Below are 14402 nucleotides of genomic sequence, written 5' to 3' on the forward strand. Positions count from 1 at the left end.
AGGGTTTACAGGCTTGCGTCAACCATACCGTGGCGAACGGCCAGCAAGGTCAGTTCGACGTCGCTGGTGACCGAGAGTTTTTCGAAGATCCGATAACGATAAGTATTGACGGTCTTGGGCGACAGACACAACTTGTCGGAGATGATCTGCACTTTCTGGCAGCCGACAATCATCAGGGCGATCTGGATTTCCCGCTCCGACAGCGCATCGAACGGCGACGCTTGCGGCTGGAACGACTTGAGCGCCAGCTGCTGGGCGATCTGCGGGCTGATATAGCGTTGGCCGGCAAAAGCCAGGCGAATGGCCTGGACCATTTCGTCCAGCCCGGCGCCCTTGGTCAGGTAACCGGCGGCGCCGGCCTGCATCAGGCGGGTGGGGAACGGGTCTTCTTCACATACGGTAACCGCCACCACCTTGATGTCGGGGTGGCTGCGCAGCAGCTTGCGGGTGGCTTCCAGGCCGCCGATCCCAGGCATCTTCACGTCCATCAGCACGACGTCAGGCTTCAGTTCCCGGGCGAGTTTCAGCGCCGACTCGCCCGAATCCGCCTCACCCACCACCTGCAGGCCGTCGATATCGGCCAGCATGCGAGTAATACCGGTTCGAACCAGATCGTGATCGTCGACCACTAGGACCCTAATCAAGCAGACACCTCGTCAACAGGGGCGATTGGATCCCGCCACCTTAACAAAATTTTTCATGGCGGACCTAGCGTAAAACTTCCTTCAGAAACGTCTGACGCTCATGGTGGGGCTGCCGTGCCAATTCACCCCCGCTGCCCTCACCCACCAGGCGCCCCAGCAGATGCCACAAAGCCGCCTTGTCGGCCGCCGGCAAACGCCGAAACGCGCCCAGCAGACCGGTTTCATCCGCCGACAGGCTTTCCAGCGCTGGCGGCGTGCGCTCACCGCTGAGCACATACAGCGCATCCACGCCCTTGCTCGCCAACGCCGCCAGGTAATCCGCCCGAGGCGTACGCTCACCACTTTCGTATTTGCCCTGGGCGTTGGGTTCGACGCCGCCGATATCACCAAATACCCGCTGGGTCATGCCCAGCCGTTCACGCTCTTCGCGCAGCCGTGGACCGAGTCCTTTCATATGACGTTTCTCCTGGTTCCTTTGCCGTCATGGGGGCTGCTCACAATCCTGTGAGCAGTTGCAGACTGTGCGGTCACTATGCCCATCGGCGGCCAGCGTCGCAAGCCAGTATTGCGCCATCACCCTACCTGCGAGGCCTTGATTTACAGGGGTTTTATACGCCCCAGCCGCGCCACTGAGGCCCAACAGCGCAAGGGGAAAACCCGCATGGCGCCACACCTTTGGCGCCACTTTATTGCCAGTCGCAGGGTTATCATTTTTTTGACGCCCAACTAACAACAACTTTAAGTCGTTGATTTGTAACGGTTTTTAAACTTTCACAGAGAACATGCAAGTTATTTTCAAACCAGCGAATATCAAAGCTTGCAATAAAAATAAGAACGCCATTAGGCTGTAAAAAGACCAACTAGAAACAGCCTGCAACGCCACTTCCGAGCGCGGCTTACTTCTGCGCGTCTGCCATTTTGACAACTTCATGAACGATGTATCTCGGCCGGCTTTGCCGTGCCCCAGGGAGAGGGACCTATGAACATCAGTATCTTTGGACTTGGCTATGTTGGCGCAGTCTGCGCGGGCTGCCTGTCGGCCCGCGGCCACAATGTGCTGGGGGTGGACATTTCCCCGGCCAAAATCGACCTGATCAACCAAGGCAAGTCGCCGATCGTCGAACCGGGCCTGGAGCAGCTGCTGCAGGAAGGCGTCAGCATGGGCCGCCTGCGCGGCACCACCGACGTGCAGGCGGCGATCCTCGCCACCGACCTGTCGCTGCTGTGCGTCGGCACCCCGAGCAAGAAGAACGGCGACCTGGACCTGGTGTACATGGAAGCGGTCTGCCGGGAAATCGGCACCGCCCTGCGCGACAAGGGCAACCGTCACACCGTGGTGGTGCGCAGCACCGTGCTGCCAGGCACGGTAAAGAACGTGGTGGTGCCGATCCTTGAGCAGTACTCGGGCAAACAGGCTGGCGTCGACTTCGGCGTGGCGGTCAACCCGGAATTCCTGCGCGAAAGCACGGCGATCCAGGACTACGACTTCCCGGCCATGACCGTGATCGGCGAACTGGACAGCCAGTCCGGCGACCTGCTCGAGTCGCTGTACAACGGCCTTGATGCCCCGGTGATCCGCAAGTCGATCGAAGTCGCCGAGATGATCAAGTACACCTGCAACGTCTGGCACGCGACCAAGGTCACCTTCGCCAACGAGATCGGCAACATCGCCAAGGCTGCCGGCGTCGATGGCCGCGAGGTGATGGATGTGGTCTGCCAGGACCACAAGCTCAACCTGTCGCGCTACTACCTGCGCCCGGGGTTCGCCTTCGGCGGCTCGTGCTTGCCCAAGGACGTGCGTGCCCTCACCTACCGCGCCGCCAGCCTGGATGTGAAGGCGCCGCTGCTCGACTCGCTGATGGCCAGCAACGTCTCGCAGGTGCAGAACGCCTTCGACCTCATCGAGCGCCAGGACAAACGCAAGATCGCCCTGCTCGGCCTTGCCTTCAAGGCCGGCACCGACGACCTGCGCGAAAGCCCGCTGGTGGAACTGGCCGAACGCCTGATCGGCAAGGGCTACCAGCTGAACATCTTCGACGAGAACGTCGAGTACGCCCGCGTGCACGGGGCCAACAAGGAATACATCGAAGCGAAGATCCCGCACGTTTCGTCGCTGCTGCACAGCGACCTGCAGCAGGTGATCGATGACGCCGAGGTGATCGTCCTGGGCAACAACGACCCGCGCTTCGCCAGCGCCCTGCAAGCCGGCCACGGCAAACAGGTGATCGACCTGGTCGGCTTCATGCCCGGCCTGAGCGACAGCCGCACCCAAGGCATCTGCTGGTAACCGACCCGGCACCCACCGCGCTCCACCCGCCACAGGCTCACGCCTGGGCGGTGTGGCGCGCGGGCACCGCAAAAACAGGAGTCAAGCCGACATGGATCGACAGCAACCACCCTTCGTGGCACCCGGCTACCTGCGCGCAGCCGCCAGCTTCTTCGGCTGGGCATGCCTCGCCGGGCTGATCGCGCTGGCGTCGGAGATGGTCGCGCCGCAGTACCTGGACCCGAACCACCACCTGTTCATCTTCATCATCGGCACGCTGGGCATGTGGCGTTATGGCAACGCCATTGTCCACTACCTGCGCGGCATGTACTTCCTGCACTGGAAATTCCCGCGACTGCGCCGGCAGGTCGAGCGCCTGGGCGATGCCGCGCTGCCCTCGCACATGTTCATGGTGGTGACCAGCTTCCGCATCCCCACCACGACCACGTTCAAGGTCTACCAGTCGGTGTTCCAGGAAGTACAGCGACTGAAAGTGCCGTGCACGGTGATCGCCTCGATCGTCGAGAAAGGCGACGAGACGTTCATCAAGGACATCATGCGCAACGAGGTCAAGGACCGCGACGACATCAAGCTGGTGATCGTCCGCGCCCGGGGCACCGGCAAGCGTGACGGCCTGGCCCATGCCTTCCGCGCGCTGTCGCGGCAGATGCCGCTGAATGACGCAGTGGTCGGCGTGGTCGACGGCGACACCATGATGCTGCCTGGCTGCGTCGAGCGTGCGGTCAAGCTGTTCGCCGTGCTGCCGGACGTGGGCGGCCTGACCACCAACGAATTCTGCGAAGTCGAAGGCAGCCGCTGGATGCGCCAGTGGCACTCGATGCGCTTCGTCCAGCGCCACATCAACATGTGCTCGATGGCGCTGTCGCACCGGGTGCTGACCCTGACCGGGCGGCTGTCGTTCTTCCGCGCCGAGGTGATGACCGACCCCGAATTCATCCGCGACGTCGAGGCCGACTTCCTCGAACACTGGCGCCTGGGCCGCTTCCAGTTCCTCACCGGCGACGACAAGTCGAGCTGGCTGAGCCTGATGCGCGCCGGCTGGAACACCTTCTACGTGCCCGACAGCCACACCCTGACCGTCGAGCACCCGCCCAGCGACAGCTTCCTGGTCGCCACCCGCCAGCTGATGTTCCGCTGGTATGGCAACTCGCTGCGGCAGAACTTCCGCGCCACCGCCCTGCTCGGCCGCGCCCGCCTGGGGCTGTTCACCCTGTACGTGCTGCTCGACCAGCGCGTATCGATGTGGACCTGCCTGATGGGCCTGACCGCCTCGGTGGTGGCTGGCCTGGTGTTCGGCATCCAGTACCTGCTGGTGTACCTGTTCTGGGTACTGATCTCGCGCAGCCTGGTGACGGTGCTGTTCGTCTTCGCCGGCCACCCGGTCAGCCCGATGTACCCCTTCGTTCTTTATTACAACCAGATCGTCGGTTCGCTGATGAAGGTCTACGCGATGTTCCACATGGACCAGCAAAGCTGGACGCGGCAGAAGACCACCCTGGCCACTGGCAGCGTCGACTTCGACGCCAGCCTCAACCGCTGGTCCTCGAAGGCGATGCTGTGCTCGTCGATTGCGATCTTCTTCGGGGTCATCACCGTTCTTCTAGAACTCTCGCAACGTTAAGGAAAGGCGCCTGCACATGAGTACCACGAACATTCCCGCGGCCCCGGGCAAGACAGCGGCCAACATCGTCCACGAGGCGGTCGACGAGCGCCAGTACGTGCGCACCCGGATGAACGCAAGGGTGCGCCTGTCCAGTGCCGGCCAGGCCCCGTTCGAAGTGGCCCTGCAGGACATTTCGCTGGGTGGCCTGGGCCTGACCCACGACGCACCGCTGAAAGTCGGCACGCTGTACGACGCCTCGATCCGCCTGCGCCTGAACCAGGTCGACCTGAACATCGACAGCAAGATCCGCATCGTCTCCCAGCGTGGCAGCGAAGTGGGGGCGCAGTTCGTCGAGCTCGATGCACAGAAGCGCGACATCCTGCGCTACCTGATCAGTGCCTACATGTCCGGCGAGATCGCCGACATCAATGGCCTGTTCAATGTCATGCAGCGCGAGAACTACATCAAGGAGCGCAAGCACAAGCACGTCAGCGCACGTACCCCGGGCGCCCGCCTCAAGGCCCTGACCGGCACCTTGCTGTACACCGCCGCCGGCGTCGCCGCACTGGCCTTCGTCGGCTACAAGGGCTACCTGCTGTTCTTCCGCATCCCGGCGCTGCAGGCCCAGGTGGCGACCAACGCCCAGGTCATCAGCATGCCCGACAACGGCTATGTGAAGTACCTGCTGCCCGCCGGCGCCACCGAAGTGCAGGCCGGCCAGCCGCTGGCCAGCATCTCCACGCAGCTGGCCACCAGCTTCACCAGCCCGGCCGACATGAAGGCGGTTGCCGACCTGTCGCCGGGTGACCTGCAAACCCTGCTCGGCCGCGCCACCATCGAGACGGTGATCAACAGCCCGTGCGACTGCACGGTCTACTACCCGAGCCAGCGCCTGGATGGCTACGGCTACAAGGACGCCCCGCTGCTGCACCTGCTGCCCAAGGACCAGGGCCTGTTCGTGCGCGCCAACGTGCCGTTCGACAAGCTCGCCGATGTCGACCGGGTGAAGTCGGTGGACATGCAGGTGTTCGGCCTCGACCAGCATTACAGCGGCAAGGTGGTCGACGCCCGAGTCGACGAGGTCAACCGCAACCTGGCGCTGACCATCCAGCCTGACAGCCCACTGCCGGCCGCGGCCTACCAGAAAGCGGTGGCAGTCGACCTGTTCATGGGCCTGCCGTTCGGCGCAGCGCGCTAAACGGCCGAGGACGATGACGCCATGACCGCCAATATGCCCCCCCGCCTGCTGCTGGCCGGCCTGGCCCTGGCCTGCGCCAGCACGGCCAGTGCCGGGCAGAGCCTGGAGCAGATCCGCTACGCGCTGTACAAGGACCCGTCGGCCGAGGTCACCACCGACCTGCGCGAACTGGCTGCCCGTGGCGACCTGGCCAGTACCCTGCTGCTTGGCGATGTACTGGCCGGGCGCGAAGATGCCAGCCGCGCGGAAGTGGTGGCGCTGTACCAGAAGGCCTTTGCCGACGGCCATGGCATGGTCCCGGCACTGGCTTCGCTGGCCCGCCTGATCGACCGCACCCCGAACCTGCGCGAGGCGCAGCGGCCGTGGATGGCGCAGGCACTGACGCGCTACCCGGCCAACCTCGACCCACGCAACACCAGCACCACGCTGGAAGTGTTCCTGACCTACCCGGAGCTGGTCGACACCGCCCAGGCGACCCAACTGCTGGCCCTGTACGAACAGGCCTGCCTGCTCAACTGCCGTCCCGAGCTGTACCACGCCGTGCTTGCCGAACGCCAGGGCGACCGCGCCAGCGCCGAGCGCTGGTATCGCCAGGCCGTGCGCGTGGACGTGCGCGCCCTGGACCGCTACTACGCCTTCCTCGGCGAGCAGCAGGACCGCCTGTTCCCGCCCTTCGCCGACCAGCTCGAACCTGAGCGCGAGCAGTTGCCGGTGGAGATCATCCACCGCGTCGCCGCGCTGCTCGACAGCATCACCAACGTGCAGCGCGCCGAACTGGACGCCGACCGCTACGAGAACCAGGCCGCTGCACCGGCTGCCGAAAAGCTGCCGCCAACACCCGAGCAACTGGCCCGCGAAAAAGCCCAGGACGACGCGCTGAACCTGGCCACTGCCCGCGTCCAGCGCTGGCGCGATGTGGCCGTGGCCCGTGGCTTCGTGCCGGCCATGGTGTCCAAGGCCAACTACATGATCTCCAACCCGACCGAGCACAACGCCGAGGAAACCCAGGCGCTGATCGACCATGTGCGCGAGCGCGAACCGACCCGGGCCAAGGCCCTGCAAGCGCAGTTCTACATGGTCAACAACTGGCTGACGATGGACCCGGACAAGGCCCGCGCCTTGATCGACGAGCTGCGTGCCAGCGGCTACCCCGGTGCCGGCCTGCTGCTGGGCGAGTACTACAGCAAGGGCGTGGAAGACCAACCTGACCAGGAAAAGGCCCTGGCGCTGTTCCAGGCCGAAGCCGACAAGGGCAACACCGCCGCCTGGTACCGCATGGCCACCCTGCACGCCTATGGCCGTGCCCTGTGCCACGACCCGGTCAAGGCCTACACCTACGCCCGCGTCGCCCTCGACCTGGGCGAACGCAGCGCGCGCAGCCTGATCAAGCGCCTGGAAAAGACCCTGCCAAAGGATGACATCGAGCGCGCCCTGGCCGCTCGCAACGGGCTATTCAAGGAGGCCACCCTGTGAAAGCGCATCACCCTCTGTTCGGCGCCCTGCTGGCCCTGGCGCCGCTGCCAGCGGCCCTCGCCGCAGAAGAAATCACCGGCCCCGAAGCCGACAGCAACGCACCGGTGCGCGTCGCCGCACTGGATGGCAGCGAGCCGGTGATCACCTCGGAAGTGTTCAACAAGCTCACCGTGCAGACCGGCTACGGCCCCGAGGACTCGCAGGTCGGCAGCGACCGTGAGATGTTCTACAGCCTGCGCTACGAGCCGTCGTTCGCCTGGTACTCGCCGGAAAAGCGCTGGGCCAAATGGATGGTCTACGGCCGCCTGTGGTTGAACTACGATTCCAGCCAATCGAGCAACCTGACCAACGAAGCGTCCAACGCCAACGAACGCGAGCAGCCCGAAGGCTGGTACGCCGAACTGCGCGAGCTGTACGTCAAGCGCAACCTGATCGGCGACGACCCGCGCTTCTCCGCCTCGTTCGGCCGCCAGCGCTTCTATGACGACTACGGCATCTGGTGGGATGACAGCCTCGAGTCGCTGCGCTTCAACTACCAGGACACCTTCAGCGAGGCGTTCTTCGCCGTCGGCCAGAAGTTCCACAACTACAACACCGACGTCAATCGCCTGGCCGACAGCGAAGAACGCACCACCTACCTGATGGGCCAGTACGCCTACCGCTGGAGCCAGAACAACCAGGTCGGTGTGCGCCTGATGCACGAGAACGACCACAGCGGCCACGACGCCGGCGACCGTTACGACTTCAAGGGCATGCGCTACGGGCTGTTCTTCAAGGGTGACAACCTCGCCTACCCGGTGCTCAGCGACTACCACCTGGAACTGGCGGCGCTGGACGGCAAGATGGACAACACCGACGGCAACGGCGTCACCACCACCGGCCACAGCAGCAACGGCTGGGCAGTGCTGGGCGAAGTCGGCAAGCGCTTCGACAGCCTGGCGTGGACCCCGCGCGTGGCGCTGCGCGGCGGCCTGACCGACAAGCCCAGCGACGAGAATGATGGCTTCCGCCTGAACGCCATCCAGTCCGACCGCATCACCCGCACCGGCTCCTACAGCACCCGCCTGACCAGTTCGTTCGTCGCCCTCGACCTGCGCAACCTGAGCTACTACGGCTTTGCCGTGGAGACCCGCCCCACCCCGCGCAGCGCGCTGGACCTGCGGGTAACCCAGCTTGAATTGCGCGACGCCGACGGCACCCTGCCGATCCGCATGAACGGCGACCAGCGCTCAGCGCGCAACCGCGCCATCAACCAGGGCACCAACGGCAACGGGCGCAACGTCGGGCAGATGATCGACCTCAACTACTACTGGAAGATGTTTCCGGTGGCTATCGATGGCAAGCACCTGGATGTCAACGCGCTGGTCAGCGCCAGTTACCTCAATGCCGGCAGTGCATTGGAAACCGGCGATGACTACCAGCTGAGCGTCGGCGTGGTGATCAGTTACTAAGGAAGGGCCGTGCCATGATCTTCGCCTCCAATGTGTTCCTGTTCCTTTATCTGCCGCTGTTCCTGGCCGTGTATTTCCTGGCCAAGGCGCAGTGGCGCTCGACGGTGATCGTGGCCGCCAGCTACATCTTCTACGCCTGGTGGCGGCCGGACTTCCTGCTGCTGTTCGTCGGCATCACCTACTGGAACTACTGGTTCGGCCTGCGTATCAAGGCACGCCTGGATGCTGGCGACAAGCGCCTGGCCCTGCGCCTTCTGTGGATCGGCGTGGCCGGCAACCTGTCGACCCTGGGCTACTTCAAGTACGCCAACTTCGGCGCCGAGGTGCTGGCCATGCTGCTGGCGCCGCTGGGCATCAACACCTGGACGCTGGAGAACATCTTCCTGCCGCTGGGCATTTCGTTCTACGTGTTCCATGCCCTGAGCTACATCGTCGACATCTACCGCAAGGACGCTACGCCCACGCGCAACTTCATCGACTTCGCCGCCTTCGTCGCGCTGTTCCCGCACCTGGTGGCCGGGCCGATCCTGCGCTACAGCCAGCTGGCGCCGCAGCTGCGCGAACGCACCCATTCGCTGGAGCTGTTCTCGCTGGGCGTGTGCCGCTTCATGCTCGGCTTCATCATGAAGGTGCTGATCGCCGACCGCCTGGCGCCGATCAACATGCTGTTCGTCAGCGAAGGCGCGCTGCAGTTCAGCGACGCCTGGTTCGGCCTGGTGATCTCGACCCTGCAGCTGTACTTCGACTTCGCCGGCTATAGCCACATGGCCCTGGGCCTGGCGTTGATGATGGGCTTCCGCTTCCCGGAGAACTTCAACCAGCCCTACGTGGCGCAAAGCATCACCGAGTTCTGGGCACGCTGGCACATGACCCTGGCGCATTTCCTGCGCGACTACGTGTACATGCCGCTGGTGCGTAAACGCGTGGCCGGCGCCCTGCCCGCGCTGATCTGGACCATGCTGCTGTCGGGCCTGTGGCACGGCGCGAGCTTCGCCTTCATCTGCTGGGGCCTGTTCTTCGGCGTGGGCATGGTCATCGAGCGCAAGTTCAACCTGGCGACCAAGGTCACCACGCCCTACCACCTGGGCCGCAACCTGCGCACCGGGGTGCTGATCCTGCTGAGCATGCCGCTGTTCTTCACCATGGACCTGCGCCACAGCATCGACATCTACAAGGCGCTGTTCGGCTTCAACGGTTTCGGCTCATTGGAGCTGTACGTGCTCGGCGCCTCGAAGATGGCCATGGCCTTCGCCCTGGTGGCGCTGGCCTGGCTGGTGCTGGCCGGGATCAACAACGTGCGCTTCTACGCCGGCAACAAGGAAGGCTACTTCATGCGCCATGTCGGCACGCTGCACAGCGTGCTGCTGTGGGGCGGTTTCCTGCTGGCGCTGAGCAGCCTGGCGGCCAACTCGTTCTCACCCTTCCTGTATTTCCAGTTCTAGGAGCGTGCCATGTACCCGGTGATGAATTCGGCCAGCAAGGCCAATGGCATTCTGTTCGTGGTGGTGCTGGCGGCGATGTTCGTCTATTCGCTGCCGCCGGTGTTCAGCTTTGCCCGCACCTCGACCGACACCTGGAATCTGTTCGTCGACGGCAAGCTGCTGCGCAAGTTCGAGCAGGCCTACGACAAGCGCTTCTTCCTGCGCGAGCCGTCGGTGCAGATGTGGGCCGATGCCCAGTTCCACCTGTTCGGCGAAGGCACCAAGGGTGTGGTGCTGGGCAAGGATGGCTGGCTCTACACCAACCAGGAATACCGCGTGCCCAACGACCTTGAGGCCAATGTGGCGAGCCAGCTGGAGCAGATTGCCAAGGTCCGCACGCAACTGGCCGAGCACGGCAAGCAGCTGGTGATCCTGCCACTGCCGATGAAGCTGGATGTGTACGCGGCGCATGCCCAGCATGCCTTCGACCCGCGGGTGACCAGCCTCTACGACCACTTCGTCGGTGAGCTGCAAAACCGCCAGCTGGACGTGGTGCCGTTGCGCGCGGCGTTCCTCGCCAACCTCGAAGGCCCGCAGCTGTTCCTCAAGTCGGACACCCACTGGAGCCCGGAAGGCGCACGGCTGTCGGCCTACGAACTGGCGCGCCAGCGCCCGCAACTGCTGGGTGACCAGGTGTATGTGTCGCACAAGGCCGGTGAGAAGAACATCAAGGGCGACCTGATGAACTACATCCAGTTCGACCATGCGCGCCTGGCGCCACAGTTTGGCCCCAACCCGATCGCCCTGTACGAAACCCTCAAGGCCACGCAAGGCGCCGACGACCTGTTCGCCGAGGAAAACCAGAGCCTGCTGCTGGTCGGCACCAGCTACAGCAAGATCGACGACTGGAACTTCGTCGGCTTCCTCAAGGAGGCCCTCAACCGCGACCTGCTGAGCATTGCCGTGGAAGCCCGCGGCCCGTTCGAGGCGATGAACCAGTTCCTTGCCAGCGACCAGCTGGCCAACACGCAGATCGACACCGTGGTCTGGGAATTCCCCCTGCGCACCCTGCTCGCCCACCGCCCCGGCTCGCTCAGCCGCAGCGCTGCGCCCCAGCATTTCTGACCATTCAAGGAGAGCCTGATGAAACTTACCCAGCTGTTCACCGCCATCGCCCTGGCCGCTGCCAGCCATGCCGCCCTGGCCGCCGAAGGCAACGCCGACCTGTACGATGCCGTGGCCCCGGCCGACTCGGCGTTCGTCCGCGTGCTGAACCTGTCCGACAGCAACATCGACGTCAGCCTCAGCGGCAAGGTCAACCCGCAGCGGGTGGCCGCCGGCCAGCTCAGCGGCTACCGCTTCACCCCTGCCGGCCTGCACAAGATCGCCGTCGGCGGCAAGTCGATCGAACCCCAGCTCAAGGCCAATGCGGCCAGCACCGTGGTCTACGACGGCAAGCAGTTGAAACTGATCAGCGACAAGTACGTCAACGAGCCGAAGAAGGCGCAGATCGCCTTCTACAACCTGACCACCAACCAGACCGCGCTGAAGACCGCCGATGGCAAGCACGAAGTCGTCGAAGCCCTCGGCAACGGCGAGACCGGCACGCGCATGGTCAACGAGATCAAGATCGACTTCGCTGCCTACCAACAGGACACCAAGGTCGCCAGCTTCGACGAGCAGTTCCTCAAGAAGGGCCGCTCATACAGCTACGTGCTGCTGCCCGGCAACCGCAGCATGACCCTGGCCAACAGCATCGACCCGACCGAGTGATGAATGCCCTGCAAGGATGAATGGCACATGAAGACCCTTGTACCTTTTGGCCTGAGCGCTGCCCTGGCCTTGCTCAGCCTGCCCGGCCAGGCCGCGCAGCCGGCCCAAGCGACCAAGCCTGGCTGCGAGAACCTGCAGTGCATGGTTTGCCCGGCCTTGAGCGACCCGCAACGCTATGCCGAAGGGCGCATGAAACTGATGCGCGAGATCGTGCCTGGCAAGGACCGCTGGCTGTTCCGTTCGGCCGTCGACCTGACCAATGACTTCGGCATCCCCGCGCCGATGCGCCCGGAGTTCGCCCGCCTGATGCAGGCCTTCGAACGCCAGGGCATTCATGTGGCCATGGCGATCCAGCCGACCCGCGGGCTGATGCACCGCGACAAGCTGTTCGCCGACCAGTTGCATGGCTTCGACTATGCCCGCGCCAGCAACAGCCTCAGTGCCTACCTTGGCCAGTTGCGCCAGGGCGGCGCAGTGGTGGCGCCGATGATGCAGCTGGTGCAGCAACCGCCGAAGGGCGAGTACTTCTTCCGCCGCGACCACCACTGGACGCCTGCCGGCGCCGAGGCCACGGCGAAACTGATGGCCGAGGAAATCCGCCGCCAGCCGTTCTATGCCGGGCTGACCAAGAAGGAGTACCGCACCGAGCCGGGCGTGATGGTGCCCAAGGACGGCACCCTGAACCTGGCGATGAGCAGCATCTGCGGCAACAACTACGGTTTCCAGTATGTGCGCGGCTACCAGACCATTCCGGCGGCTGCCAGCGCCGATGCGCTGTTCGACGAGGCGCCGGACCCGCAAGTGATCCTGGTGGGCGACAGTAACGCCGCGGCCCGTGAGGACGAGAGCAAGCAGTTCAACTTCGATGGCTACCTGAAGCAGTACCTGAACGTCGACATCCTCAACTACGCCCTGCCTGGGGTGGGCGAGGATGGCTCGCTGCTGGAATACCTGTTGTCGAGCGACTACAAGCCCAAGGCGCCGCCCAAGCTGATCGTCTGGGAGCTGCCGGCCAACTACCGGCTCGACTCGCCGTTGATGTATCGCCAGCTGGTGCCGGCGGTCCAGGGTGGTTGTTCGGCAAGCCGGGAAGTGCTCGGCGCGAAACTGCAGCGCCCGGCGTTGAAGGTGGGTGAGCGCATCGAGCTGCTGAGCAATGCCGGCAGTGGTCGCCAGGCGCTGTCAAAGGGCTTCCTCGACATTCGCTTGAGCGACAAGAACGTCAAGGACTTCTACATCATCGTCTACTACGACAACGGTGCACGGGACAAGGTGTGGTTCCGCCGTGACGCGGTGGTGACCGGTGGGCAGTACTACCTGGAGCTGAGCAAGGCACCGGAGTTTGCCGGGGCCAACCTGTTGTCGGTATTCATGGAGCCGACCAAGCCAGGAACTGCGGCGACCGATGTGGAGACTCGCCTGTGCCTGTGAAGACTGTATTGCCATGCCTGGGGCTGCTCGCCCTGGGGCTATCAACCCCCCAGGCCCAGGCAGCCCAGTCCATCTGGCCCGCCCACAGCACCCCACAATCGGCCATGATCGCCGACTACCGGACCCTGGCCTGCCCCCAGGAACCGCCGGCGCCCTACATCGGTAGCCTGCGCCTGGAAAGCAAGTACGACCAGCGTGACGCCAGCAAGTCGACCCTGCGCAGCATCCCCGATGCCAACAGCGAAGAGGTCGCAAAGCAGGTCAAGCAGTTCGTCGGCGGCCTGATCTACGCCAGCAAGCGCTTCCAGCGGGCGAAGAAGCCGCAGGACGCCAACCTGGCCCTGGCCTGCCAGGATCAATGGCTGCAGGCGTGGGCCGAAGCCGGTGCGCTGCTCAACCCCGATGCCAGCGGCACCGGCAGGGCTGCCCGCAAGTGGGCCCTGGCAGCCATGGCTGGCAGCGTGCTGCTGACCCAGTCCGCCGCCGACGGCAAGCTGCAACTGAGCGCAGCGCAGCGCAGCTGGTTCACCCGCCTGGGTGAGCAGGTGATCGCCGAATATGACCCACGCCGCGGTGCTGCCGGAATCAAATTCAACAATCACGACTACTGGGCGGCCTGGGCCGTAGCCGCCACCGGCATGCTGCTCGACCGCGACGACTTCATCCAGTGGGCCGACGGCAACCTGCGCCGCGGCCTGGCCCAGGCCGTGCGCTCCGGTGATGCCAGCTACGCCTATCTGCCGCTGGAAGTGGAGCGCAGCAAACTGGCCGCCACCTACAGCCAGTACGCGTTGGTACCACTGGTGCTGCTGGCGGAATCGGCTCGCGCCAATGGCCTGCCATGGAGCGCCGACGATCAGCAGACCCTCGACCTGCTGGCCAACTTCGCCGCCCGCAGCGTGCTCGCCCCCGATGAGCTGCCCGAACTCGGCGGCAACGCCCAGGTGGAGGTCGCGCCCTACAAACTGGCCTGGCTGATCCCGTTCCTGCAACGCAACCCCGGCCATGCCCTGGCGCGCCAGCTGTACGACAGCGAAGACGGCGAGGTGGACAACTACAGCCAGCTCGGTGGCCCGATCAAACCGTTCTATCCCCCACTGCCCGGATCAAGGAGCTGACCC

The 14402-nt window shown here is 64.4% G+C and carries 12 protein-coding genes; 10 read left to right on the forward strand and 2 right to left on the reverse strand.

Annotation, left to right across the window (positions count from 1 at the left end):
- Nucleotides 1-5 precede the first annotated feature (5 nt).
- Both uvrY and F6X59_RS16425 read right to left on the reverse strand, forming a co-directional pair.
- Nucleotides 6-644, reverse strand: coding sequence for a UvrY/SirA/GacA family response regulator transcription factor (uvrY, locus tag F6X59_RS16420; RefSeq protein WP_054884910.1), 639 nt, complete (start codon nt 642-644; stop codon nt 6-8).
- Nucleotides 645-708: 64 nt separating this feature from the next.
- A complete protein-coding gene (locus F6X59_RS16425) occupies nt 709-1098 on the reverse strand; it encodes a helix-turn-helix domain-containing protein (protein ID WP_152957126.1) in 390 nt (129 codons plus the stop codon).
- 525 nt (nt 1099-1623) lie between these two features.
- Here F6X59_RS16425 and F6X59_RS16430 point away from each other — a divergent pair.
- The 10 genes from F6X59_RS16430 (at nt 1624) to F6X59_RS16475 (ending at nt 14399) form a co-directional block, all read left to right on the forward strand.
- Nucleotides 1624-2931 carry a nucleotide sugar dehydrogenase gene (locus tag F6X59_RS16430; protein ID WP_152957127.1) on the forward strand — a complete coding sequence of 436 codons (1308 nt, stop codon included), beginning with the start codon at nt 1624-1626 and terminating at the stop codon, nt 2929-2931.
- 91 nt (nt 2932-3022) lie between these two features.
- Nucleotides 3023-4552: a glycosyltransferase gene (locus tag F6X59_RS16435; RefSeq protein WP_178120100.1), complete on the forward strand. Its 1530-nt coding sequence runs from the start codon at nt 3023-3025 to the stop codon at nt 4550-4552.
- A 16-nt stretch (nt 4553-4568) separates the two neighbouring features.
- Nucleotides 4569-5732 carry a PilZ domain-containing protein gene (locus tag F6X59_RS16440; protein ID WP_152957128.1) on the forward strand — a complete coding sequence of 388 codons (1164 nt, stop codon included), beginning with the start codon at nt 4569-4571 and terminating at the stop codon, nt 5730-5732.
- 21 nt (nt 5733-5753) lie between these two features.
- On the forward strand, nt 5754-7205 hold the full coding sequence (locus tag F6X59_RS16445) for a tetratricopeptide repeat protein (protein ID WP_152957129.1): 1452 nt from the start codon (nt 5754-5756) through the stop codon (nt 7203-7205).
- A complete protein-coding gene (locus F6X59_RS16450; protein ID WP_372240413.1) occupies nt 7202-8656 on the forward strand; it encodes an alginate export family protein in 1455 nt (484 codons plus the stop codon). Before F6X59_RS16445 ends, F6X59_RS16450 begins: the two co-directional genes overlap by 4 nt.
- A gap of 14 nt (nt 8657-8670) precedes the next feature.
- Nucleotides 8671-10098, forward strand: a complete 1428-nt coding sequence (locus F6X59_RS16455) for an MBOAT family protein (RefSeq protein WP_152957130.1) — start codon at nt 8671-8673, stop codon at nt 10096-10098.
- A gap of 9 nt (nt 10099-10107) precedes the next feature.
- Nucleotides 10108-11202, forward strand: a complete 1095-nt coding sequence (locus F6X59_RS16460; protein ID WP_152957131.1) for an alginate O-acetyltransferase — start codon at nt 10108-10110, stop codon at nt 11200-11202.
- Nucleotides 11203-11220: 18 nt separating this feature from the next.
- Nucleotides 11221-11850 (forward strand): alginate O-acetyltransferase AlgF, encoded by a 630-nt coding sequence (locus tag F6X59_RS16465; protein WP_152957132.1) that lies wholly within the window; start codon nt 11221-11223, stop codon nt 11848-11850.
- A 27-nt stretch (nt 11851-11877) separates the two neighbouring features.
- Nucleotides 11878-13281 (forward strand): alginate biosynthesis protein AlgX, encoded by a 1404-nt coding sequence (locus F6X59_RS16470; protein ID WP_152957133.1) that lies wholly within the window; start codon nt 11878-11880, stop codon nt 13279-13281.
- Nucleotides 13272-14399 carry a polysaccharide lyase gene (locus F6X59_RS16475; RefSeq protein ID WP_346651817.1) on the forward strand — a complete coding sequence of 376 codons (1128 nt, stop codon included), beginning with the start codon at nt 13272-13274 and terminating at the stop codon, nt 14397-14399. Before F6X59_RS16470 ends, F6X59_RS16475 begins: the two co-directional genes overlap by 10 nt.
- Nucleotides 14400-14402: the final 3 nt, after the last annotated feature.

The organism is Pseudomonas sp. MN1F, assembly GCF_009391885.1.
In the GTDB taxonomy this organism is placed as follows: domain Bacteria; phylum Pseudomonadota; class Gammaproteobacteria; order Pseudomonadales; family Pseudomonadaceae; genus Aquipseudomonas.

Bases quoted from the DNA above. Each gene is read 5' to 3' on its own strand.
- F6X59_RS16435 (WP_178120100.1), top strand. From the start codon at position 3,023: ATGGATCGACAGCAACCACCCTTCGTGGCACCCGGCTACCTGCGCGCA.
- F6X59_RS16470 (WP_152957133.1), top strand. From the start codon at position 11,878: ATGAAGACCCTTGTACCTTTTGGCCTGAGCGCTGCCCTGGCCTTGCTC.
- F6X59_RS16465 (WP_152957132.1), top strand. From the start codon at position 11,221: ATGAAACTTACCCAGCTGTTCACCGCCATCGCCCTGGCCGCTGCCAGC.
- F6X59_RS16430 (WP_152957127.1), top strand. From the start codon at position 1,624: ATGAACATCAGTATCTTTGGACTTGGCTATGTTGGCGCAGTCTGCGCG.
- F6X59_RS16425 (WP_152957126.1), bottom strand. From the start codon at position 1,098: ATGAAAGGACTCGGTCCACGGCTGCGCGAAGAGCGTGAACGGCTGGGC.
- F6X59_RS16455 (WP_152957130.1), top strand. From the start codon at position 8,671: ATGATCTTCGCCTCCAATGTGTTCCTGTTCCTTTATCTGCCGCTGTTC.
- F6X59_RS16460 (WP_152957131.1), top strand. From the start codon at position 10,108: ATGTACCCGGTGATGAATTCGGCCAGCAAGGCCAATGGCATTCTGTTC.
- F6X59_RS16445 (WP_152957129.1), top strand. From the start codon at position 5,754: ATGACCGCCAATATGCCCCCCCGCCTGCTGCTGGCCGGCCTGGCCCTG.
- F6X59_RS16440 (WP_152957128.1), top strand. From the start codon at position 4,569: ATGAGTACCACGAACATTCCCGCGGCCCCGGGCAAGACAGCGGCCAAC.